Below are 21,895 nucleotides of genomic sequence, written 5' to 3'. Positions count from 1 at the left end.
GGGTGTCAGGACCGGGCGAGGACGAGGGTGGCCGAGGAGCAGAACCAGCCGCCGGTGCCGGAGGCCAGGGCGAGTTCGGGCAGGGAGCCGTCGGGGCGGCGGGCCTGGCGGCCGGGGGCCTCGCCCCGGAGCTGGCGGACGGCCTCGACGACGAGGAAGAGGCCCCGCATGCCGGGGTGGCACGCGGAGAGCCCGCCCCCGTCCGTGTTGACCGGCACCGCCGACCCGTCCGCGAAGTACGCCCCGCCCTCGCCCTTGGGGCAGAAGCCGAGGTCCTCCAGGGTCACCAGGGTCATGTAGGTGAAGGCGTCGTAGATCTCGGCGACGTCGATGTCGGCGGGGGTGACGCCGGCGCGTTCGAAGGCGAGCCGGCCGCTGACGGCGGCGGGGGAGACGGTGAAGTCCTCCCACTCGGACATCGTCGTGTGGGAGGCGTGTTCGCCGGTGCCGAGGATCCAGACGGGCGGTTTCGCCAGGTCCTGGACGTAGTCCTCGGCGACGAGCAGCACCGCGCAGCCGCCGTCGCTGCGGATGCAGCAGTGCAGTTTGGTGAAGGGGTCGGCGATCATCGGGCCCGCCAGGACCTCGTCGGCCGTGACGGGGGTGCGGAACATCGCCTCGGGGTTCAGCGCCGCGTTGGCCCGGGCCCGGACGGCGACCTCGGCGAGCTGTTCCAGGGTGGTGCCGTACCGGTGCATGTGGCGGCGGGCGGCCATCGCGTACTTGGCGACGAGGGTGTGGCCGTAAGGGACTTCGAACTGGAGGGGGCCGCGCGCGCCGAAGGAGAGGTTCGAGGTGCGGCGGCGGGCCCTGATGTCGGCGCGGGCGGTGGAGCCGTAGACGAGGAGGACCGCGTTGGCGCGGCCCGCGGCGATGGCGTCGGCGGCGTGGGCGGCCATGACCTCCCAGGTGGCGCCGCCGACGGAGGTGGAGTCCGTCCAGGTGGGGCGCAGGCCCAGGTATTCGGCGACCTCCACCGGGGCGAGCGTGCCGAGTCCGGCGGAGGCGAGCCCGTCGACGAGGGAGCGGTCGAGGCCGCTGTCGGCGAGGGCGCGGCGGGCGGCCTGGGCGTGGAGCGCGTACGGCGTGGCCTCGTCGACCCGGCCGCAGTCGGAGAGGGCGACGCCGGCGACGGCGACCCGGCGCCGGCCGGCGGGAGCGGTGCGCGTGGTGGCGGTCATGAATCTGACGGTACATCAGATCTCTGCGATCGTGACCCGCGTCGCTCTGGGCAACCGTCCCTCCTCCGCCCTAGCATGACGCACCGTCAGATACGGAGGGAGCCTCATGGAGACCGCCGACGGCGCGGAGCCCACCGCGCTCACCGAGGAACAGCGGGAGATCCGCCGCACCCTGCGGGACCTGCTCGACCGGCACACCGGCCCCCCGGCCGCCCGCACCACCCCCACCGGCCCCGAGGGGTACGACCCCGCCCTCTGGGCCCGCATGTCCGGCGAACTCGGCCTCGCCCGCCTCACCCTCCCCGAGGAGTACGGAGGCGCCGGCCGCGGCACCCCCGAGCTCGCCCTCGCCTGCGAGGAGGCCGGCCGCGCCCTCGCCGCCTCCCCGCTCCTCGCCACCAGCGTCCTCACCGCCCCCCTGATCGCCGCCCTCGGCACCCCCGCCCAGCGCGCCGACCTGCTGCCCCGCATCGCCGCGGGCGGCCTCACCTGCGCGCTCGCCGCCCCCGGCGGCTCCCTCGCCCACGCCCTCGGCCTCACCGGCGACAACACCACCGGCGCCTGGTCGGGCGACGGCCGGGCCGGCGGCGTCCAGGCACGGCCCGCCCCCGAGGGGACCCCGGGCGGCCGGCTGCTCTACGGCGAGGCCGAGCAGGTCCTCGACGGACACAGCGCCGGACTGCTCCTCGTCGCCGCCCACACCGGCGGCTACGCCCGCAGCCGCACGCTCCTCTACCTGGTCCGTACGGCCGACGCGGGCCCCGGACTCGTCCGCACCCGCCGGACCGGCGTCGACCCCACCCGCTCCCCGGCCACCGTCCAGCTCCGCGACGTCCCCGCCGAACTGCTCGGCGAAGACCCCGCCGACCCCGCCGACATCACCCGCGCCCTCGCCGCCGCCGGCCGCACCGCGGCCGTCCTCCTCGCCGCCGAGGCCACCGGAGCCGCCCGCGGAGCCCTGGAACGCGCCCTCGGACACCTGAGGTCCGGCCGGACCGGCGCCGGGTCCGACTCCGCCCGGGGCGCCCGGCACCGCCTCGCCGGCCTGCGCGTCCAGGTCGAGACCGCCCGCACGCTGACCTACTGCGCCGCCCGCGAACCGGGACCGGGCCCCGAGAGCGGGCCGCTCGCCCTCGCCCAGGCCCTCGAAGCCCTCCGGGCCGCCGCCGGCGAAGCCGTACCGCCCCACGACGCCGAGCGCTACGGCCGGCGCGCCGCCGCCGACGAACTGCTCTTCGGGCCCGCCGGACGCCTCAGGGCCCGCGCGGCGGAACGCACCGGACTCCCCGGAGAGGCGGCGGCCTGATGCCCATCGGAGCGAAACTCGTCCAGAAGATCTCCTCGACCCGGACCTTCGCGAGGATCGCGCCCCACGTGATCCCCGCCCTCGACAAGGCCGTGCACCGGCTCAGCGGGGGAAGGACGCTGCTCAGCACCCGGATGCTGCCCGGCGTCGTGCTCACCGCGACCGGCGCGCGGAGCGGCCGGACACGGACCACGCCGCTCGCCTGCATGCCGGAGCCCGACCGGGGCACCTGGCTGCTCATCGGCTCCAACTTCGGCCGCCCCGGCCACCCCGCCTGGACGGCCAACCTGCTCGCCCACCCGGACGCCGAGATCAGCTGGAAGGGCGAGACCGTGCCCGTGCGGGCCGAACGGCTGACGGGACGGGACCGGGCGGAGGCATGGACGGCGGCCCTCGCCTTCTGGCCCCCGTACGCCTCCTACCAGGCCCGGGTGGACCGCGAGATCCGACTCTTCCGGCTCACCCGCAGGTGAGCGGACCCGGACACGACGACGCCGACGGCGGTCCCGCCCCAGGGGGAGGCGGTGACCGGCGTCGGCGTCGACGACAGGACGGGTGAAGGAGGAAGGAGCCCCTGGGTTATCTGACCGGCTTCTTGCCGGTGATGCCCAGATGCACCAACAGGGCCAGGTTGGGCTTGAGTTCGGCCTGCTTCACGCCCCAGGTGGTGAAGCCCTTCTGATGGCCGGCGACGGAGGCCAGCATCGCCACCAGCGAGCCCGCCATCGCGGCCGCGCTGACCTCCTTGTCGACCTTGCCCTTGGCCTGGAGATCCTTCACCGCGTCCGTCAGGGAGTTGGTGACCGAGTTCAGGATCTTCATGCGGATCTTGTAGAACCGCTTGTCGCCCTCCGCGGCGCCGAGGTCCACCACCCGCAGGATGGCGTCGTGCCGCCGCCAGAAGTCGAGGAAGCCGTCGACGAGTTCCTCGGAGGTCTGCCAGGCGGCCTTGCCGACCCAGGAGCGCCCGGAGACCAGCTCGGTCAACCCGGCGCCCTCCTTCGCCATTTCCTCCGCGATCTCCAGGACGGCGCCCTCGACGTCCGGGAAGTACTGATAGAACGTCGCGGGTGAAGTACCCGCCTTCCGGGCCACGTCGATGACCTTGACGTCCCGGTACGGCGAGGAGCTGAGCATCTCACCGAGGCAGTCGAGCAGCTTCTGCCGCGTCGCCTGGCCGCGTCGTCCGGCCACGCGGCCGTCGACGGTGCGTACTTGTCCTGTCATGCCGTCAGCTTACCGAGGGGGGATCAGCGCGCGATTCGGCCGACTGCAAATGGGGTGCTCCCCGTTCGCCGAGGTCGGCAGGGGTGTCCTCGGCGCGTCGCCCGACCGGATCCCGCCGGACCGCCCGCACCCCTCTCCGCCGCCGCCCGCTCCCCGGCGGACCGCCGGACCGCCCGCGCCCCTCCCCGCCGCCGCCCGCCGTCCGCCGCCCCGCTCCCCGGACGGCGCACACCGGAGCGCGCCCCCGCCCCCGCCGTCCTAGCGTGGAGGCATGGCCGTATACGCAGAGGGCACCCCGTGCTGGGTGGACGCGCAGCTCCCCGACCTGGTGGCGGGCAAGCGCTTCTACGGCGAGCTCTTCGGCTGGACCTTCGACGACGACCGCGACGAGGCCCTGCTCGACGGCCGCCGGGTCGCCGGGCTCCTCCCCAAGCGGGACGGCCGCATGCCCACCACCTGGACCGTCTACCTCGCCACCAAGGACGCCGGCACCGTCGCCGCCCGGGTCAGGGCCGCCGGCGGGCAGATGGTCATGGAGCCGTACCCGGTCGGCCCCTTCGGCGTCCTCGCCCTCGCCGCCGACCCCGGCGGCGCCGTCCTCGGCCTGCGCCAGTCCGGCGACGACGACGGCTTCGAGGTCGTGAACGAACCCGGCTCCTTCTGCTGGATGGAGGTCTACACCCGCCGCCCCGGGCCCGTGGACACCTTCTACGCCTCCGTCTTCGGCTGGCTCGGCCGTCAGGCCGACCCCGCCGAGGAGGGCAAGGAACCCGGCTTCGACTACCGCGTCTGGTCCCCGCCCGGCTCCCGCGCCGGCGACGACACCGCCTTCGGCGGCCGGGCCGTCATCACCGACGCCTTCCCCGCCGAGATGCCCGGCCACGTCCTCGTCTACTTCGCGGTCCGCGACTGCGACGAGGCCTGCGCCACCACCGTCCGCCTCGGCGGCCGGGTCGCCGAACCCCCCGCCGACACCCCCTACGGCCGCATCGCGGTCCTCCACGACAACCAGGGCGCCCGCTTCGCCGTCCTCGCCGAACCGGCCGGGCGGCCCGCCCCCGCCGAGCCCGGCCTCGCCGAGGACCTGCCCGCCGCACCCCTCGGCTCCGACCCGGAGGCCGGCGCCCTGTCCACGGACACCGTCCCCCTCACCCGCCCGACCCCCCCGGAGTCCACCCTCTCGGAGCCCCCCGCCGAGCCGTGAGCGATCCGCTCCGCATGACCTGTGACACCCCGATCCGCCCCCGGGTTCGCAACCAGGGCTCCGGACAGGAAGAATCAGGGCCCCGGGCCGTACCGTCATGGCCCGTACGGGGAGGTGGCAGGCAAGTGGAACAGCTGACGCAGCACGACCCGAGACGCATCGGGCCCTTCGAAGTGCTGGGCCGGCTCGGCGCGGGCGGCATGGGGCTGGTCTACCTCGCGCGGTCGGCGTCCGGCCGGCGCGTGGCGATCAAGACCGTGCGCACGGAGCTCGCGGAGGACCAGCTGTTCCGGGTGCGGTTCACCCGCGAGGTGGAGGCCGCCCGGGCGGTGTCCGGCTTCTACACGGCCGCCGTGGTCGACGCCGATCCGCGGGCCGCCGTGCCGTGGCTCGCGACCGCGTACGTCCCGGCGCCCTCGCTGGAAGAGATAGTGAACGAGTGCGGGCCGCTCCCGGCCCAGGCCGTCCGCTGGCTCGCCGCCGGTGTCGCCGAGGCCCTCCAGTCCATCCACGGCGCCGGGCTCGTCCACCGCGACCTCAAGCCGTCGAACGTGCTCGTCGTCGAGGACGGGCCCCGGGTGATCGACTTCGGCATCGCGTCCGGGGTCTCCAACACACGGCTGACGATGACCAACGTCGCCGTGGGCACCCCCGCCTACATGTCGCCCGAGCAGGCCCGCGACTCGCGCAGCGTCACCGGCGCCAGCGACGTCTTCTCGCTGGGGTCGATGCTGGTGTTCGCCGCGACCGGGCACGCTCCCTTCCACGGCGCCAACCCCGTCGAGACCGTCTTCATGCTGCTCCGCGAGGGCCCCGACCTGGAGGGCATGCCCGAGGAGCTGCGGCCGCTCATCGAGGCGTGCATGCAGATGGACGTGGCCCAGCGGCCCACCCCGGCCGACCTCCAGGCCATGCTCGCCCCGCACCTCTTCGGTCCCGGCAGCGACGACAGCGGCACCGCTTCCGCGTGGCTGCCCGAGTCCGCCGTCACCATGATCGAGACCCGGCGCGGCGGCCGGCCCGCCCCGGCGCCGCCCGTCACCCCGCCGCCGATGCCGCCGCGCCCGCCCCGGCAGCCCGAGGGCGGCGGCTGGTCCGGCGACCCGCGCGAGCCCGCCCAGGCGGGCGGCCGGCACGCGGGTCCCGCGGAGGAGTCCGGCGGGCCGGTGCGGCTCGGCGGGGCCACCGTGCCGATCGGGCCCGGCCCCCGGGTCGCGGACACCCGGGCGGCGCTCGCCCTGGGCCAGGCCGCCGACCCGCACGCCACCGGGTGGGTCCGGCCGCCCGGCGGGGAGCCCGCGCCGGCGCCCGTACCGCCGCAGCCTCAGCCTCAGCCGCAGACCCCCCGGCCCGAGCCGGGGGCGTGGCGGCCGTGGCGCTTCCGCATGTCCAACGACGTGTGGGGGACGCCGGTGGTCGACGGCGACCTGCTCTACGTGACCTCCTTCGAGGTGCACGCGCTGGACACCGGCTCCGGCCGCCGCCAGTTCAAGACCCGGGACGTGGCCTGGTCGATGGCCGTGGCCCAGGGCCGTATCCACGCCTCCGACGGGCCGACGCTGTACGCCCTCGACGCCACGGACGGCGGCGAGCGCTGGCGGCACCGCACCGACGCCTGGGTGTACTCCCTCCAGGTGGACCGGGGCACCGTCGTCACCGGCACCCGGGGCGGCGGGGTGCAGGGCTGGGAGGCGTCCAACGGCGCCAAGCTGTGGGAGGTCACCGGCTGCCAGACGGACTTCGAGACCCCGGAGGCCGGTCCGTCGATCCACGGCGACACCGTGTACGTCTGGCAGGACGCCCGGCTCCGGGCCCTGGACGCCCGGACGGGCACCGAGCGCTGGTCGTACCCGGTCGGGGACGCCGCCTCCTGCGGGCACGTGCCGGTCCGGGTCGCGCCGGCCGAGGACGGCTGCGTGTACGTCTCCGCCGGCACCCGCGTCCTGTCGATCGACATCGCCGCCGGGCACGTCCGCTGGCACTTCGAGGCGCCCGCCGTCTTCCTCGCCCCGCCCGCCTTCGCGCCCGGTCCGGCCGTCACCGGCGGCGGCGTCTACCTCGCCGACCACCTCGGCACGGTCTACGCCCTCGACGCCACCACCGGCCAGGACCGCTGGCGGATCGCGACCGAGCAGCGCCAGTCCGCCGAGCCGGTGCTGGTCGCGGACGGGAACGTGCACGTCGGCAGCGGCAGCGCGCTCTACACCCTGGACGCGGTCACCGGCACCCCCCGGTGGCGGTTCGCGGCCGGCGCCGAGCTGGTGGGCACCCCCGTCGTCGCTGACGGTCGGGTCCACTTCGGCTCCGCCGACCACGTCCTCTACACCCTGGACGCGACCGGCGGACAGCTCCGCTGGAAGCTCGCCACCGGCGGCGAGATCACCGGCTCGCCGGTGGTCAGGGGCGGGGTCGTGTACGCGTGCAGCAAGGACCGCTGCGTGTACGCGCTCGACGCGGCGAAGGGCACGGCCACGGGCCGCGGCGCGGCGGCCCGCTAGCCCGGCGGCCGGTCGTCCCGGCCGGGCCGTCCGTCCCGGCCGGTCCCGTCGCCGGGCGGTTCGGCCGGTACGTCGAAGCGGCCGGGGGCGGCGTACGGCATGGAGCGGGTCTCGGTGTCGTACGGATCCCCCGTCCCCCGCGGGCCTCCGGTCTCGTACGGGGCTCCCGCGGGCGGCGGGCCGTCGAGCGTCGGGTGCGTGGGCGGCGGCGCGGCGGGCGCCAGGCGGTGGGTCCGGCGGCGGCCCGACATGACGGCCGCGCCGAGCAGGAGCAGCACTCCGCCCCCGAACGCGTTGGCGACCCCGTCGCCGAGCCCGCGTCCGTCCCCGGAGACGACCAGGCTGCCCTCGGCCTGCCCGACCCGCACCATCCACAGGACCGTGAAGCCGAGGACGACCACTCCGGCGAGGGCGACGAGCAGCCGGGAGCGCAGCACCACCCCGACCAGGGTGACGAGGGCGGCGAAGGCGAACGGCAGCAGGATCGAGCCGAGCACCCCGGGTTCGGAGCCGGTGATGCCGGTGAAGAGGTCCCCGATCGCGTAGTCGCTGCCGTGACGGCCGTCGTACCAGGCACGGAAGGGGCTCCAGACGGCGGCCGTCGCTCCGACGAGGGCCAGGACCGAGCCGACGACGTTGCGGATCATCGATCGGCCTCCTCGGGGGCTTCGCGGTCCGGCTCTCTCGCTGTCGACGCTACGCCCGGTGGCCGGGCCCCGCCATGCGGGGACGCGGGCCCCCGCTAGGGTGTGGCGCGCACATGACGGACGACGGGGAGACGGTGACGGTGGTACGGACCCGGCTGAAGATGGCGGCCACGCTGACGGTGGTGGTGCTGGCGCTGACCGGCTTCCAGACGAGTTCTGGCGGCGGCAAGGGCGGCAGCGGCGGCAGCGGCAAGAGCAAGAGCAAGAGCAGCGGCGGGGGCGGCTGCTCCAGCGACAAGAAGGACAACGACGACTACGAGGGCTCGGGGTCGGGCTCCGGTTCCAGTGGCAGCGACGGCGAGTACGGGTACACCGCCGAGCCCACGTCCTCGGCCACCGCGTCCGGTGCCGTGACCGTCGTCGACTGCGTGAAGCCCGCGCAGAAGAAGCGCAAGGGCCGGCCGGCCCGCAAGGCGGACACCACGGCGACGGTGCGGATCACCAGCGAGGCCCGGTACGACGTCACCGAGCTCTACAAGGTGACCCTGAGCTTCAAGGGCGCCTCCGGCTCGGTGGTCGACACGCGGACGACGACGCTGAGGGTGGAGCACGGGGAGGAGAAGGACTTCGAGGTGGAGATGGCGAACCCCCGACTCGTGGACAAGGTGAAGCGCTGCGAGGTGCGGGTCGAGGAGATGAACGCCTACTAGCCCTACCGCGTCCGGTACCCCGCCCCCCGCCTCCCGAACAGCTCCGCCTGCCGCTCCGCCGGCAGGTTCCCGAGCGTCACCAGGTGCGGGGCCTGGGCGAGGGCCTGGGACCTGACGGCCTCCCTGGTCGTCCACAGGGCCCGTACGGTGCCCTGCACCGCCCCGGTCGGGTACGAGGCGATGACGGCGGCCGCCTCCCGCGCGGCGGCGAGCGCCCCGCCCGCCCCGGTCACCTCGCTGACCAGGCCCGTCTCGTACGCCCGCCGGGCGGAGATCCGTTCGGCGGAGCCCATGAGGGCCATCCGGGCGACCTCGCCGAAGGGCGTCCGCTGCGCCATGTGGACGGTCTCGAAGGCGCTGACCATGCCGTAGGCGGTGTGCGGGTCGAAGAAGGTCGCGGTCTCGCCGGCGATCAGGAACTCGGCCTCGCCGAGCAGGTAGAAGGCGCCGCCGCAGGCCATGCCCTCGACGGCGGCGATCACCGGTTTCCACAGGTCGTTGGCCTTGGGGCCGATCGCGACGAGCGGGTCGTCGATGGTGTACGGGGAGGAGGGCTGCGGCACCCGGCCGGCGTCGTCGCGGTCGATGCCGGTGCAGAAGGCCCGGCCGCCGGCGCCGGTGACGACGATCGCCCGTACCCCGTCCTCGTACCGGAAGCCCCGCCAGACGGCGGCGAGTTCGTCGGCCATGGCGAGGGTGATCGCGTTGAGCCGTTCGGGCCGGTCGAGGGTGACGACGGCGACGCCGGTCTCCTCGTCGCGCGCGACGCGGACGCCGGGGGCGCTCATCCGCGCTCCAGGATCCAGCGGGGGACGGCGAGGCCGTCGATCTCGGTGAAGGCGATCCGGACGGCGGCGCCGATGCGGAGCCGGGCCGGGTCGACGGAGTCGAGGCGCGCGCCGGGGGCGGCGACGACGTTGCCGGCGAGGCGGATGCGGGGGGCGTCGGCGAGTTCGACGAGGACGGCGTTGTAGGGGGCCTGCTCGGCGTAGTCGGGCAGCAGCGGCGGGTGCGGGAGCACGTACGACCAGATGCGGCCGCGGCCGGACATGAGCCGCCACTCGGTGGCGAAGGACTGGCAGTGCGGGCAGCAGGGGCGGGGCGGGAAGCGGAGTTCGCCGCAGTCCTCCTCGGCGCAGGCCTGGATCCTCAGTTCGCCGCGGGCGGTGAACTCCCAGAAGGGGGCGCCGTCTTCGTCGATGACGGGGTTCAGCACACGGATCAGCTCCTCGGGTTCAGGCGCGCAGCAGGACGGTGGAGGTGGGGACGCCCTCGCCGGCGGTGACGAGGCAGGTGGCGGCGTTCGGCACCTGGGCGGTGGAGGTGCCGCGGAGCTGTTTCACGCCCTCGTTGATGAGGTTGAAGCCGTGGACGTACGCCTCGGAGAGGCCGCCGCCGCCGGTGTTGAGGGGGAGCCGGCCGCCGAGTTCGAGGGCGCCGCCCTCGGTGAAGGCGGCGCCCTCGCCGCGTCCGCAGAAGCCGTAGCCCTCCAGGGAGAGCGGGACGAGCGGGGTGAAGGCGTCGTAGATCTGGGCGACGTCCACGTCGTCCGGGCCGAAGTCGGCGTTCTTCCACAGGTGGCGGGCGGCGGTCCAGGCGGGGCCGGAGAGCGGGTCGTCGTTCCAGTAGTTGACCATGCCGTGGTGCTGGGCGGGCAGGCCCTGGGCGGCGGAGTGGACGTAGACGGGCTTCTGGCGGCAGTCGCGGGCCCGTTCGGCGGAGACGACGACGCAGGCGAGGGCGCCGTCGGTCTCCAGGCAGTTGTCGAAGAGGCAGAGGGGTTCGCTGATCCAGCGGGAGGTCATGTACATCTCGCGGGTCAGCGGGCGCTCGTACATGATCGCGTCGGGGTTCTGGTTGGCGCGGTTGCGGCAGGCCAGGGCGACGTTGAAGAGGTGGTCGCGGGTGGCGCCGTACTCGTGCATGTAGCGGCGGGCGAGCATGCCGATCTCGTCGGCGGGGCGGAGCAGTCCGAAGGGGCGGGTCCACTGGCCGGGGGTGGGGAGCTGGACGGCGGTGTTCTTCCAGGGCCGGGGGCCGGATCCGCGCTTGCGGGACCGCCAGGCGACGCCGACGCTCGCCTGGCCGGTGGCGACGGCGGCGGCGAGGTGGCCGACGGTGGCGCAGGAGCCGCCGCCGCCGTAGCCGACCTTGGAGAAGAAGGTGACGTCGCCGGCGCCGATGGCCTTGGCGACCTCGACCTCGTCGGTCTCCTCCATCGTGTACGAGGCGAAGGCGTCGACCTCGGAGGGGGCGATGCCGGCGTCGTCGAGGGCGGCGAGGATCGCCCGGCAGGCGAGGGTCCGCTCGGTCTCGGGGAGCTGTTTCGCGAAGGGAGTCTGACCGATCCCGACGATGGCTGTGGCGTCCTTGAGCACCGGACCTCCTTCTGGGGCAGCACTGCTGACAGCGCGTCAGGCTACAACTAATCTGACGGATAGTCAGCTACAGGGAGGCTGGGGACATGGGCATGCGTGGTGACCTGGAGTGGGGCACGATCCCGGGACTCGTCCGGGCGGCGGGGGAGCGGTGGGGGGAGCGGGAGGCGGTCGCCGACGGCCGCGCCCGGGTCTCGTACGCCGAACTCGCCGCCCGCGTCGAACGGTCCGCCGCCGCCTGCCTCGCCACCGGCGTACGGGCCGGGGACCGGGTCGCGGTCTGGGCGCCCAACAGCCTCGACTGGATCGTCGCCGCCCTCGGCGCGGTGACCGCCGGCGCCGTCCTCGTCCCGCTCAACACCCGGTTCAAGGGCACCGAGGCCGCCGACGTCCTGGCCCGCTCCCGCGCCCGGCTCCTCTTCGTCACCGGCACCTTCCTCGGCACCTCGTACGTCGCCTCGCTGCGCCGCGCCGGAGTGCCCCTGCCGCACCTGGAGCGGGTCGTCGTCCTCGGCGACACCGCCCCCGACGAGGCCGAGTGGACCACCTGGAAGGCCTTCCTCGCCGAGGGCGACCGGGTCCCCGCCGCGCGCGTCCGGGCCCGCGCCGACGCCATCGACCCCGACAGCCCCTCGGACGTCGTCTACACCTCCGGCACCACCGGCCGCCCCAAGGGCGCCGTCATCACCCACGCCCAGACCCTGCGCTGCTACGAGGAGTGGGCCGCGCTCGCCGGCCTCGCCGAGGGCGACCGCTACCTGGTGGTGAACCCCTTCTTCCACACCTTCGGCTACAAGGCGGGCGTCCTCGCCTGCCTGATGCGCGGGGCGGTGATCGTGCCGCAGTCCGTCTTCACCGCCGACACCGTCCTCGCCAACATCGCCGCCGAGCGGATCAGCGTGCTGCCCGGCCCGCCCACCCTCCACCAGTCGCTCCTCGACCACCCGGCCCGCGCCGGCCACGACCTGTCCACCCTCCGCCTGGTCGTCACCGGCGCCGCCGTCGTCCCGCTGCGGCTCGTCGAACGCCTCCGCGCCGAACTGGGCGTCACCACCGTCCTCACCGCCTACGGCCTCTCCGAGGCGAGCGGCCTGGTCACCATGTGCCGCCGCGACGACCCGGACGAGACCGTCGCCACCACCTCCGGCCGCGCCGTCCCCGGCACCGAGGTCCGGCTCTCCGACACCGGCGAGGTGCTGGTCAGGGGGTACAACGTGATGCGCGGCTACTTCGAGGACGAGGCGGCCACCACCGAGGCGATCGACCCGGACGGCTGGCTGCGCACCGGCGACATCGGCGTCCTCGACGGGGCGGGCAACCTCCGGATCACCGACCGCCTCAAGGACATGTTCATCGTCGGCGGCTTCAACGCCTACCCCGCCGAGATCGAGCAGCTCCTCGGCCTGCACCCGGACATCGCCGACGTCGCCGTCATCGGCGTCCCCGACCCCCGGCTCGGCGAGGTCGGCAAGGCGTTCGTGGTGCGGCGCCCCGGCGCGCGGGTCACGGCCGACGACCTGATCGCCTGGTCGCGGCGGGAGATGGCGAACTACAAGGTGCCCCGTCAGGTCGAGTTCGTCGCCGAGCTGCCGAGGAACGCGAGCGGGAAGGTGGTCAAGGGCGAGCTCAGGAAGCGGAGTTGACCGTCCCGGCCGCCTTTTCCGGATTATTGGAATCCACTTATGGAAAGAGGGCCGGAGAGGCCCCGGAGGCGCAACCGGCCGCCATCACGCCCACGTCATAAGGGCGACGCGCGCCCCCTTTCCCCTCCGAGGAGCAGCAGTGACCACGCAGGAGATCCCCCTCAGGCTCACCCCGCAGCAGGCCGCCACCGGCGTCGTCATCCCGGTCGACCTGCCGTCCCACCTGCCCGGCGGCGGCCCCACCCAGCTCCACGTCCCGCCCTGCCGCCACGGCGACCTGGTCCCGGTCCAGTTCGCCGGCGGGACCGTCCTCCTCCGCATCACCGTCACGGGCGCCGCCCGCTCCCCGGGGCAGGGCCGGTCCGGCGTGGCGGGCTGCCTCGTCCCGCTGCTCGTCATCGGCGCGGTCGTCGGCGGCGCGTACCTCTTCAGCGGCAACGAGAAGAAGGAACCGAGCGACTCCCGCCCGATCGTCCCCACCTTCTCGGTCTCGCCCTTCCCCAGCCTCGACCTCGACCCCGGCCCCACGGCCGACCCCACCCCCACCGAGGAGGAGCCCGACCCCTACGAGAAGGGCACCTGCCTCAACGGCACCCTCCCGGACTCGGAGACCGCCCAGTCCGTCAGCGGCGTCGAGGAGGTCCCCTGCTCGGCCTCGGACGCCCACTACAAGGTCATCCAGACCTTCCCCTTCACCTCCGACATGAACAGGTGCAACGCCAACCCCAAGACCCAGTACGCCTTCTCGCACCGCTACACCATGAACGGCACCACCATCAGCGAGTACGTCTACTGCCTGGTCGGGCTGGGGTCGTACGCGCGCGGCTAGCGAGCCGGGCGGGTCAGTCGGCGCGGAGGTCGTCGTAGGAGCTGTCGGTGGTGACGTGCATGTTCGCCGAGGCGGGCGCGGCCGTGCCGAAGGCGAGGGCGACGGCGATGAGGGCGAGGGTGACGAGGCGCTTGGTGCTGCGCATGACTGACTCCTCATGAAGGGGTGGTAATCGGACAGATCGATCCTCGCGGCGGTCTTCGGAGGACCGCGAAGCGGAACGGCCTACTTCGTCAGGTGGTGCGGCACACGCGGGAGGGGCCGGGCAGCTGCCCGGCCCCTCCTGTCGGTGGTCCGATCGCGTTGCGCGCGGTCCCTGCCGGACGAATCCCCCCTGGTTCCGTCCGGAGTCCCCCGGGACCGTGTGCTCCCCCGTCGACCGGGCCCCCTTCGGATGGCCCCGGCGGCTCCCCCGAAGTCGCCGCCGGTGCCGTCATCCCCGTGGGGAGTGGCTTACTTGACCGGCTCCGTGGTGACGTGGAGGTTGTCGGTCGAGGCGCCGCCGTCACCGAGGACCTTGTCTGCGATGGCGTCGGCCGGCTCCGAGGTGACGTGCAGGTTCTTGGTGCCGATCTGGTCCGCCTCGCCGCCGGTGACGTGCAGGTTCTCCGGCTTGACGGTCGGGTCGGTGGCGTCGATCTCGGCCATGGTGTTCCCCTCCTGGTGGATGGCGTGCGGTGCGGTGGGGAGCTCGTCCGACCCTCTTCCCCCGAGGACGGTCGGACGGGCTCCCGTGGGCCGCTCACCCTAATGCGTAGGGGTGACAGCCGCTGTGGCGACCCGCCTGCCCCCCGACGCGACGGATCGTTGAAGACCACTCTGGCCCGGGGCGATAAACGAATGATGAACGCCCCCTGGGGGCCGGGGCGTCAGGCCGCGGCCCGCGGCGACAGCAGTCCTCTGACCTCCGCCGTTTCCGGTGCCCCCAGCTCCTCGTAGATGTCGAGCGCTTCCTGCCAGCAGACCTGGGCGCGGCCCGACTGGCCGATGGCGTCGAGGGCCCGGCCGAGCACCGTCAGCACGTTGCCGCGCCGCCATTCGCCCCCGATGCCCCGCAGCACGGACAGGGCCTTCTCGGCCCCGGCGGCGGCGGCGCCGTAGCGCCGGGCGGCGATGTCGACCTCGGCCAGGCGGAAGAGGGTCATGCCCTCCCACAGCCGCTGCCGGCTCTCCACGAAGACGACGAGGGCTTCGCGGAGGCGGCCGGCGGCGGCGTCGAGCTGCCCGTTCTCGGTGAGGGCGAGCCCGAGGGCGTAGCGGCCGTTCGCGCCCTTCAGGGAGTGCCCCATCTCGTCGTACATGGCCGCCCCCTGCTGGGCCATGCGTACGGCGTCCTCACGCTGTCCCGCCGCCAGCCGGAGCCGGGACAGGTTGCACAGCGCCGAGGCCTCGCCGGCCCGGTCGCCGATGCTGCGGAACTCGGCGATGGCCCGGGAGAAGTGGTGGTCCCCGTCCTGGTGCCTTCCCTGGTAGAGGGCGACGGCGCCCCTCACGTTCAGCGCCCAGCACATGGGCAGGCGGTCGCCCACGGACCCGGACAGCCCGGTCACCTCCGCCGCCTCGCGGTCCGCCTGGTCGAACCGTCCCTGGTAGTGGTGGACGTACGCCAGGGCGTTGGCCGCCCGGCCCTCCGCCCGTACGTCGCCCGTCTTCGACGCCGCCTCCCGCAGGAGGGTCGCCACCGCCTCGTACTCCTTGGAGTTGGCGCCGGACTCGGCGAGGTCGAGGGAGGCCCAGAGGAGGTCCACCGCGCGGCGGAGGGTGGTGGGGGCGGCGGCTGACTGGCGGACGCAGGCCAGCAGGCAGTGGGACTCGGAGTAGAGCCAGTCCTGGGCCTCGTGGCGGTCGGTGAAGGCCAGGCCCTCGTGGTCGGTGGGCTCCAGGTGGTCGACCAGGCGGTCGCCGGGGCGTTCGACGGCGTAGACCCCGGCGGCGGTCGAGAGGTAGAAGTCGAGGAGGCGGGAGAGCGCGGCCTCCTTCTCCGTCGGGGGGTGTTCGTCGCGGTCGGCGCAGGCGCGGGCGTAGAGGCGGACCAGGTCGTGGTAGCGGTAGCGGCCGGGGGCGGCCGACTCCAGGAGGGACGTGTCGACCAGGGCCTCCAGGAGGTCCTCGGTGTCCCACAGGGGGAGGTCGAGGACGGCCGCCGCGGCCGCCAGGGAGATGTCGGGGCCGTCGGCGAGGCCCAGGAGGCGGAAGGCCCGTGCCTGGGCGGGCTCCAGCTGGCCGTAGCCGAGCTCGAAGGTGGCCTTGACGGCGAGGTCGCCGGCCTGGAGCTCGTCGAGGCGGCGGCGCTCGTCGGCGAGCTTCGCGGCGAGGACGGAGACCGTCCAGGTGCGGCGGGCCGCGAGGCGCGAGGCGGCGATGCGGATCGCGAGGGGGAGGAAGCCGCAGGCGGCGACGACGTCCAGGGCGGCCTCGCGCTCCGCCCGGACCCGCTCCTCGCCGACGATCCTGGTGAAGAGCTGGAGGGCCTCCTCCGGGGACATCACGTCGAGGTCCACCAGGTGCGCGCCCGCCAGGTCGACCATGCGGATGCGGCTGGTGACGAGGGCCGCGCAGCCCGCCGTGCCGGGCAGCAGGGGGCGGATCTGGGCCGCGTCCCTGGCGTTGTCCAGGAGGATCAGCACGCGGCGGCCGTCGAGCGTCGAGCGGTAGAGGGCGGCCCGGTCCTCCAGGGCGTCGGGGATGGCCGAGTCGGGGGTGCCGAGGGCGCGGAGGAAGGAGCCGAGGACGGTCTCCGGGGCGGCGGCCCGGGCACCGGCGCCCTGGAGGTCGACGTACAGCTGACCGTCGGGGAAGTGCGGGCGCGCCTCGTGGGCGACGTGCACGGCGAGGGTCGTCTTGCCGACGCCGCCGATGCCGGCGAGCGCCGAGACGGCCATGACGTGGCCCTCGGCGGTGGCGAGCCGGGCGCCGAGCTCCCGTACGAAGGCGGCGCGGCCGGTGAAGTCGGGGACCGTGGCCGGGAGCTGGGCCGGGCGGGCCACCGGGGCGGCGGCCGGGGCCTGCTCCTCGACGGGGCGGGCCAGTTCGGCGTCGCCCTGGAGGATGCGCTGCTGGAGCCGGGAGAGTTCGGGGGTGGGGTCGACGCCGAGCTCGTCGGCGAGGAGCCGGCGGGTGTCGGCGTACACGGCGAGGGCCTCGGCCTGCCGTCCGCCGCGGTAGAGCGCGAGCATGAGGAGTTCGCGCAGGCGCTCGCGGAGCGGGTGCGCGGCGGTGAGCGCGGTCAGTTCGGAGACGGCCTCGGCGTGCGCGCCGGTCTCCAGGTCGACGTCGAGGCGGGTCTCCAGGAGGGTGAGCCGCCACTCCTCCAGGCGGGTCCGCTGGTTCTCGGCGTACGGCCCCGGGACGGAGGCCAGGACCTCGCCGTCCCACAGGTCCAGGGCCTCGGCGAGCCGGGCCCGGGCGCCGGACCGGTCGCCGCCGGCCCGCAGCTTCTCGGCCTCGGCGGCGAGCTCCCGGGCGCGGGTGAGGTCGAGCGCGGCGGTCCGGAGGGCGTACCCGCCGGACTCGCTGGTCAGCACCTCGGCGCCGAGGACCTTGCGGAGCCGGGAGGCGTACGTGCGGAGCGCGGCGAGCGCCTGGGAGGGGGGTTCCTCGCCCCAGAGCGCGTCGATGAGCTCGGCGGCGGTGGCGGTACGGCCGCTCCGCAGGAGCAGCGCGGCGAGCAGGGCCCGCTGCTGCGGCGACCCGGTGGCCAGCGCCTCGCCGTCCCGCCAGGCCCGCACGGGCCCGAGCACGCCGAACCGCAGGCCGGCGGCGGAACCGGAACGGGCGGCGGGACCGGAACCTGAGCCCGAGTCGGCGCCGGAAGTGGAACCGGAAACGGAAACGGAAACGGAGCCCCGATCCGCCTGCGTGCCGGCGGCCACGGGCTCTCCGGCCGGGCCGTTCACCTCGGGCTCCCCGGCCGAACCGGGCTCCCCCGTCGGCTCCGTCGGCCCCGTCGGGCTCTCCGCCCCGCCCCCCGGCGCTCCCGCCCGCCGCCGGGGTACGCCGATGTCCGCCCCGGCCCCGGCCCCGTGCCTGCCGGGGCCCTGCGCCGGGACGCGCGGCCCGTTGTCCTGCCCCATGGCTCCCCCTGCCCTACCGGTGGTATCGCCCCGGACAGTCTGCCTTGTCCGGAGGGAGCGCGTCAGCATCGGGGCGACGTTGTGGAGGAGCTGTGACCGGGCCCGGCCGCCAGAGAAGCTGACGGTTCGTCAGATCGGCGCTACCGTGAAGGACATGGAGACCCAGGAGACCTTCCCCAGGATCATCTCGGTGGACGACCACACCGTGGAGCCCCCGCACGTATGGCGGGACCGGCTCCCGTCCCGGTACCGCGACACCGGTCCGCGGATCGTCCGCGCCCCGCTGAAGGAGATGACCTTCCTCGGCGGCAAGTTCGCGCCCGTCATGGGCGCGAAGGGCGACGACGGGCCGATCGGCGACTGGTGGGTCTACGAGGACCTTCACCGGCCCCTCACGCGCCTCGACACCGCCGTCGGCTACGACCGGGACGAGATACGCCTCGAAGTCATCACCTACGAGCAGATGCGGCCGGGTTCCTTCTCCGTCCCCGAGCGACTCGCCGACATGGACGTCAACCACGTCCAGTCCGCGCTCTGCTTCCCGACCTTCCCGCGCTTCTGCGGCCAGACCTTCACCGAGGCGTCCGACCGCGAACTCGGCCTGCTCTGCGTGCGCGCCTACAACGACTGGACGGTCGAGGAGTGGTGCGGTCCCGAGGCGGCCGGGCGCCTGATCCCGCTCACCCTCATCCCGCTCTGGGACCCGGAGCTGGCCGCCGCCGAGGTGCGGCGGAACGCCGCGCGCGGGGTGCGGGCCGTCGCCTTCTCCGAGATCCCGCCGCACCTGGGACTGCCCTCGGTCCACACGGACCACTGGGACCCCTTCTTCCGGGCCTGCGACGAGACCGGCACGGTCATCGCGATGCACATCGGCTCGTCCAGCCGGATGCCGTCCACCTCGGCGGACGCCCCGCCGGCGGTCGGCTCCACCATCACCTTCGCCAACTGCTGCTTCTCGATGGTCGACTGGCTGATGAGCGGCAAGTTCGAGCGCTTCCCGAACCTGCGGATCATGTACGCGGAGGGCCAGGTCGGCTGGATCCCGTACATCCTGGAGCGGGCGGACGTCGTCTGGGAGGAGAACCGCGCCTGGGGCGGGGTCGCCGACAAGGTCACCCGGCCGCCGTCGGAGCTCTTCGCCGGGCACGTCTACGGCTGCTTCTTCGACGACGCCTTCGGGCTGCGCAACCTGGACGCGATCGGCGCGGGCAACGTCCTCTACGAGACGGACTACCCGCACTCGGACTCCACCTGGCCGAAGTCCAAGGAGGTGGGGGAGGCGCAGATGGGCCACCTGCCGCCGGACGTCGTCGAGCGGATCGTCCGGGGCAACGCCATCGACCTGCTGGGGCTGACCCCGGAGGGGCTCTGGCGTCCCTAGGCCGTCCCGTGGGGGTTCCCCGGGTCCTGTTCACTCCGTCGGCCCAACGAGACGGCTCCCTGATGGCCGAGTGTCACCGAATGCGCACTAGTAGTAGTCGAGTGTGCTTCTGACGCGCACCAAGAGACAGCCATGGTGGGCACCCTCCGGGGTGTCCACGAACGGAGCCTGTGAACATGACCACCGACCTTCCGCACGTCCCACCGGCGGACGATGACATAGAACCGAACCGAGGGCCCACCGCAGGGCCGGCCCGTCCGCCGGCTGTCTCCCCGTCCCCGGTGCCCGGCACGCCGCCCTTCCCCGAGCGGCCCCTGCTGCCCCCCGTCGTACCGACCGTCCCGATCGTGACGACCCTCACGCCCGACCCCGACCCCGACCCCGTCCCTGACCCCGACCCCGTCCCTGACCCCGACCTGGGGCTCGACCCGGACCCGGCGCCCGTCCCCGACCCGGCGTCCGACCCGGACCCGGCGTCCGGCCCCGGTCCCGTCCCCGACCCGGCGCCCGACCCCGGCCCCGCTCTTCGGGAGCGACGGGAGTCCTCGACCGCTCCGGAGCCCCCGGCCGTTTCGGAGCCTTCCGCCGCTTCGGAGTCTCCGGCCGCTTCGGAGTCTCCGGCCGCCCCGGCGCCCTCCGCCGCCCCGGAGCCCCCGGCCGCCCCGGAGGCGCGGACCGACGCGGGTCCGCCGGATCAGGACGGATCCGGCGACGAGGCGGTCCACACGCTCCTGCGGACGGCGGCGACCGAGCGCCCGGTGGAGGAGGTGGCCGCGCTGGTGGCCCGCCTCCAGGAGACCGGTGAACTCTCCAGCCCCGCGGACGTGGCGCTCCGCGCCGCCGCCGTCACCCGCCCCCTGGAGGAGGTGCGCCAGCTGCTCGCGCTGCTCAACGCGTCGGGATACGACCTCCGGCAGGCCGAGACCACGCTGCGTGCCGCGGCGGTGGGCCGGCCGATCGAGGACGTGGTCCAGCTCGTCGGCATCCTCGGCGCCGACAGCAGCGACTGGCGGCCCGCACCGGGCGGGGACGCCCCGGCGCGGCGGGGCGGACCCGGTCTGCCGGACCCGGCGCGGGCCGGCGGGGACGCCGTGCCGACGGTCGGCCGCTCCAAGCGCGTCCGGGGCGCCGCCGAGCGGCGGAAGTCGGTCCTGGACGGCGCGCTGGCCACGGGCCCGGGCAGCCACAGTGCCTCGCCCGCGCTGCGGTCGGCGCTGCGCTGGCCCGCGGCGGTCGCGCTGTTCGTCTGCGGCCTCGTCCACCTGCCGACGGACCTCGCGGGCCTGCGCTCGGGCGGTGACGCGCAGACGCTCTCCGTGGTCGTCAGCGTGCTCTCCCTGGTGTGTGCCGTGTGGCTCGCCTCCCGGGACACCCTGATCGCCTGGGCCGCCTCCGCCGGTCTCGCCCTCGTCGTGGTCGTGCTCCACGGGGTCGCGAGCGCCCGCGCCGTCGACCTGCTGGGGCCCAGCCTCGGCACCACCTTCGCCTGGGCGAGGGCGCTGGCGCTGCTGAGCGCCATGGCCGTCGTCTTCCTCGCGGGTTCGGCGGTGGTGCGCCACGCCAGGGCGGCGGCCGCGGCGGACGGCGCCTGACGCACCGGCGGACGGAAGTCCCCCCGCCCCCGCCCGGACGGCTCCACGCCGCCCGGGCGGGGGCGCGTGCACGGCGCGTCCTGCGGGACCCCCCCTCCTCCCGGACCGCGATCTCTCCCGCCGAACCCCGAACCCCGGCCCCCTCCTCCCGGACCGAGACCTCTTCCGCCGAACCCCGGACCCCGGCCCCCGCGCCGATGGACCCCTCCCACCCCTTGCCTGATGCTGCGTCAGGTAAGAGCATGGGCCCGCTCGCGTAATTGACGGTCCGTCAGAAACAGGGTGCGGGGGTTCCCCATGGTGGTCTACGGAATGCAGCTGCCCGTCCAGTCCCAGTCCGCGATCTACGCCGAGCCCTGGGAGGCCGCCGCCGGGCCCGCCGACCTGGTCGCGATCGCGAGGGCCGCCGACGCGCACGGTTTCGACTACGTCGCCTGCTGCGACCACGTGGCCATCCCGCGCCGGCTCGCCGCCGGGATGAGCACGGTCTGGTACGACCCGGTCGCCACGCTCTCCTTCCTGGCCGCCGCCACCGAGCGGGTCCGGCTGCTCTCGCACGTCGCCGTCGTGGGGCTGCGGCACCCGCTGGTCACCGCGAAGGCGTACGCGACCCTCGACCACCTCTCCGGCGGCCGGCTGGTCCTCGGGGTGGGCGCGGGGCACGTGCGGGAGGAGTTCGAGGCGGTCGGGGCGGACTTCGCGGGGCGCGGCGGGGTGCTGGACGAGACGGTCGACGCGCTGCGGGCGGCGCTCGGCCCGGAGGAGTACCCGGAGCACCTGGGGGAGCGATTCGCCTTCAAGGACCTGGGGCAGCGGCCCCGGCCCGCGCAGGAGCGGATCCCGGTCTGGGTGGGCGGCTCCTCCCCGGCGGCGGTGCGGCGGGCCGCGCTCAAGGGCGACGGCTGGCTGCCGCAGGGCGACCCCAGGGACGTGCTGGCGCGCCGGATCGGGCGGATCCGGCGGCTGCGCGAGGAGGCCGGCCTGGCGCAGCCCTTCGTCTTCGGCGCGATCGCCGAGCCGCTGTACGTCGGCACCCCCGGCTGGGAGACCGGCCGGCGCACCCTGGCCGGCCCGCCGGAGGAGCTGGCGGCCTCGCTCCGGGAGTACGGGGAGCTGGGCGCCGGTCAGATCCAGGTGCGGTTCCGCAGCCGGAGCCGTGCCGAACTCACCGATCAGATGGCGGCCTTCGCCGAAGAGGTCGCCCCTCATCTGTAGGCATCCGGAGG

19 protein-coding genes are annotated in these 21,895 nt (G+C 74.7%); 10 read left to right on the top strand and 9 right to left on the bottom strand.

The window, feature by feature from the left end; genetic code table 11:
* Positions 1-5 precede the first annotated feature (5 nt).
* On the bottom strand, positions 6-1,181 hold the full coding sequence (locus ACF1ED_RS23265; protein ID WP_391763374.1) for an acetyl-CoA acetyltransferase: 1,176 nt from the start codon (positions 1,179-1,181) through the stop codon (positions 6-8).
* Positions 1,182-1,287: 106 nt separating this feature from the next.
* On the opposite strand from ACF1ED_RS23265, the gene ACF1ED_RS23260 reads away from it, so the two are divergent.
* Both ACF1ED_RS23260 and ACF1ED_RS23255 read left to right on the top strand, forming a co-directional pair.
* Positions 1,288-2,487, top strand: coding sequence for an acyl-CoA dehydrogenase family protein (locus ACF1ED_RS23260; RefSeq protein WP_391763372.1), 1,200 nt, complete (start codon positions 1,288-1,290; stop codon positions 2,485-2,487).
* Positions 2,487-2,960, top strand: coding sequence for a nitroreductase/quinone reductase family protein (locus ACF1ED_RS23255; RefSeq protein ID WP_391763370.1), 474 nt, complete (start codon positions 2,487-2,489; stop codon positions 2,958-2,960). Before ACF1ED_RS23260 ends, ACF1ED_RS23255 begins: the two co-directional genes overlap by 1 nt.
* 106 nt (positions 2,961-3,066) lie before the next feature.
* Here the strand turns inward: ACF1ED_RS23255 and ACF1ED_RS23250 are convergent, their stop codons facing one another.
* A complete protein-coding gene (locus ACF1ED_RS23250; protein WP_351841619.1) occupies positions 3,067-3,714 on the bottom strand; it encodes a TetR family transcriptional regulator in 648 nt (215 codons plus the stop codon).
* Between the two features lie 271 nt (positions 3,715-3,985).
* Here ACF1ED_RS23250 and ACF1ED_RS23245 point away from each other — a divergent pair, with 271 nt between their 5' ends.
* Both ACF1ED_RS23245 and ACF1ED_RS23240 read left to right on the top strand, forming a co-directional pair.
* Entirely contained in the window at positions 3,986-4,918 is a 933-nt protein-coding gene (locus tag ACF1ED_RS23245) for a VOC family protein (RefSeq protein ID WP_391763367.1), read from the top strand.
* Positions 4,919-5,043: 125 nt separating this feature from the next.
* Positions 5,044-7,416 carry a PQQ-binding-like beta-propeller repeat protein gene (locus ACF1ED_RS23240; protein WP_391763365.1) on the top strand — a complete coding sequence of 791 codons (2,373 nt, stop codon included), beginning with the start codon at positions 5,044-5,046 and terminating at the stop codon, positions 7,414-7,416.
* Here the strand turns inward: ACF1ED_RS23240 and ACF1ED_RS23235 are convergent.
* Positions 7,413-8,063 carry a hypothetical protein gene (locus ACF1ED_RS23235; protein ID WP_391763363.1) on the bottom strand — a complete coding sequence of 217 codons (651 nt, stop codon included), beginning with the start codon at positions 8,061-8,063 and terminating at the stop codon, positions 7,413-7,415. The two genes, ACF1ED_RS23240 and ACF1ED_RS23235, sit on opposite strands and share 4 nt — an antisense overlap.
* 113 nt (positions 8,064-8,176) lie before the next feature.
* On the opposite strand from ACF1ED_RS23235, the gene ACF1ED_RS23230 reads away from it, so the two are divergent.
* The gene (locus ACF1ED_RS23230; protein ID WP_391763361.1) at positions 8,177-8,773 is read left to right on the top strand and encodes a hypothetical protein; all 597 of its coding nucleotides are present in this window, start codon (positions 8,177-8,179) and stop codon (positions 8,771-8,773) included.
* Between the two features lie 2 nt (positions 8,774-8,775).
* Here the strand turns inward: ACF1ED_RS23230 and ACF1ED_RS23225 are convergent, their stop codons facing one another.
* Genes ACF1ED_RS23225 through ACF1ED_RS23215 form a run of 3 tightly spaced genes read right to left on the bottom strand, consistent with a single transcriptional unit; the run spans position 8,776 to position 11,151 of the window.
* A complete protein-coding gene (locus ACF1ED_RS23225) occupies positions 8,776-9,561 on the bottom strand; it encodes an enoyl-CoA hydratase/isomerase family protein (protein ID WP_391763359.1) in 786 nt (261 codons plus the stop codon).
* Positions 9,558-9,989 carry a Zn-ribbon domain-containing OB-fold protein gene (locus tag ACF1ED_RS23220; protein WP_391763357.1) on the bottom strand — a complete coding sequence of 144 codons (432 nt, stop codon included), beginning with the start codon at positions 9,987-9,989 and terminating at the stop codon, positions 9,558-9,560. The genes ACF1ED_RS23225 and ACF1ED_RS23220 overlap by 4 nt, the downstream gene beginning before the upstream one ends.
* A 19-nt stretch (positions 9,990-10,008) precedes the next feature.
* Positions 10,009-11,151 carry a lipid-transfer protein gene (locus ACF1ED_RS23215; RefSeq protein ID WP_391763355.1) on the bottom strand — a complete coding sequence of 381 codons (1,143 nt, stop codon included), beginning with the start codon at positions 11,149-11,151 and terminating at the stop codon, positions 10,009-10,011.
* Between the two features lie 92 nt (positions 11,152-11,243).
* Here ACF1ED_RS23215 and ACF1ED_RS23210 point away from each other — a divergent pair, with 92 nt between their 5' ends.
* Both ACF1ED_RS23210 and ACF1ED_RS23205 read left to right on the top strand, forming a co-directional pair.
* The gene (locus ACF1ED_RS23210; RefSeq protein ID WP_391763528.1) at positions 11,244-12,794 is read left to right on the top strand and encodes a FadD3 family acyl-CoA ligase; all 1,551 of its coding nucleotides are present in this window, start codon (positions 11,244-11,246) and stop codon (positions 12,792-12,794) included.
* Between the two features lie 139 nt (positions 12,795-12,933).
* The gene (locus ACF1ED_RS23205; protein ID WP_391763353.1) at positions 12,934-13,623 is read left to right on the top strand and encodes a hypothetical protein; all 690 of its coding nucleotides are present in this window, start codon (positions 12,934-12,936) and stop codon (positions 13,621-13,623) included.
* A 13-nt stretch (positions 13,624-13,636) separates the two neighbouring features.
* Here the strand turns inward: ACF1ED_RS23205 and ACF1ED_RS23200 are convergent, their stop codons facing one another.
* The 3 genes from ACF1ED_RS23200 to ACF1ED_RS23190 all read right to left on the bottom strand — a co-directional run bounded on the left by ACF1ED_RS23200 (position 13,637) and on the right by ACF1ED_RS23190 (position 17,696).
* Positions 13,637-13,768 (bottom strand): hypothetical protein, encoded by a 132-nt coding sequence (locus ACF1ED_RS23200; protein ID WP_391763351.1) that lies wholly within the window; start codon positions 13,766-13,768, stop codon positions 13,637-13,639.
* A gap of 308 nt (positions 13,769-14,076) precedes the next feature.
* The gene (locus ACF1ED_RS23195) at positions 14,077-14,271 is read right to left on the bottom strand and encodes a hypothetical protein (RefSeq protein ID WP_391763349.1); all 195 of its coding nucleotides are present in this window, start codon (positions 14,269-14,271) and stop codon (positions 14,077-14,079) included.
* A gap of 221 nt (positions 14,272-14,492) precedes the next feature.
* Positions 14,493-17,696 (bottom strand): BTAD domain-containing putative transcriptional regulator, encoded by a 3,204-nt coding sequence (locus ACF1ED_RS23190; RefSeq protein ID WP_391763347.1) that lies wholly within the window; start codon positions 17,694-17,696, stop codon positions 14,493-14,495.
* Between the two features lie 154 nt (positions 17,697-17,850).
* On the opposite strand from ACF1ED_RS23190, the gene ACF1ED_RS23185 reads away from it, so the two are divergent.
* The 3 genes from ACF1ED_RS23185 to ACF1ED_RS23175 all read left to right on the top strand — a co-directional run bounded on the left by ACF1ED_RS23185 (position 17,851) and on the right by ACF1ED_RS23175 (position 21,884).
* A complete protein-coding gene (locus tag ACF1ED_RS23185) occupies positions 17,851-19,077 on the top strand; it encodes an amidohydrolase family protein (RefSeq protein ID WP_391763345.1) in 1,227 nt (408 codons plus the stop codon).
* Between the two features lie 347 nt (positions 19,078-19,424).
* The gene (locus tag ACF1ED_RS23180) at positions 19,425-20,669 is read left to right on the top strand and encodes a hypothetical protein (protein ID WP_391763343.1); all 1,245 of its coding nucleotides are present in this window, start codon (positions 19,425-19,427) and stop codon (positions 20,667-20,669) included.
* Positions 20,670-20,966: 297 nt separating this feature from the next.
* The gene (locus tag ACF1ED_RS23175) at positions 20,967-21,884 is read left to right on the top strand and encodes a TIGR03619 family F420-dependent LLM class oxidoreductase (protein ID WP_391763341.1); all 918 of its coding nucleotides are present in this window, start codon (positions 20,967-20,969) and stop codon (positions 21,882-21,884) included.
* Positions 21,885-21,895 lie beyond the last annotated feature (11 nt).

This window comes from Streptomyces sp. NPDC014656 (assembly GCF_043084305.1).
In the GTDB taxonomy this organism is placed as follows: domain Bacteria; phylum Actinomycetota; class Actinomycetes; order Streptomycetales; family Streptomycetaceae; genus Streptomyces.
This window is presented reverse-complemented; position numbering and strand designations above follow the sequence as displayed.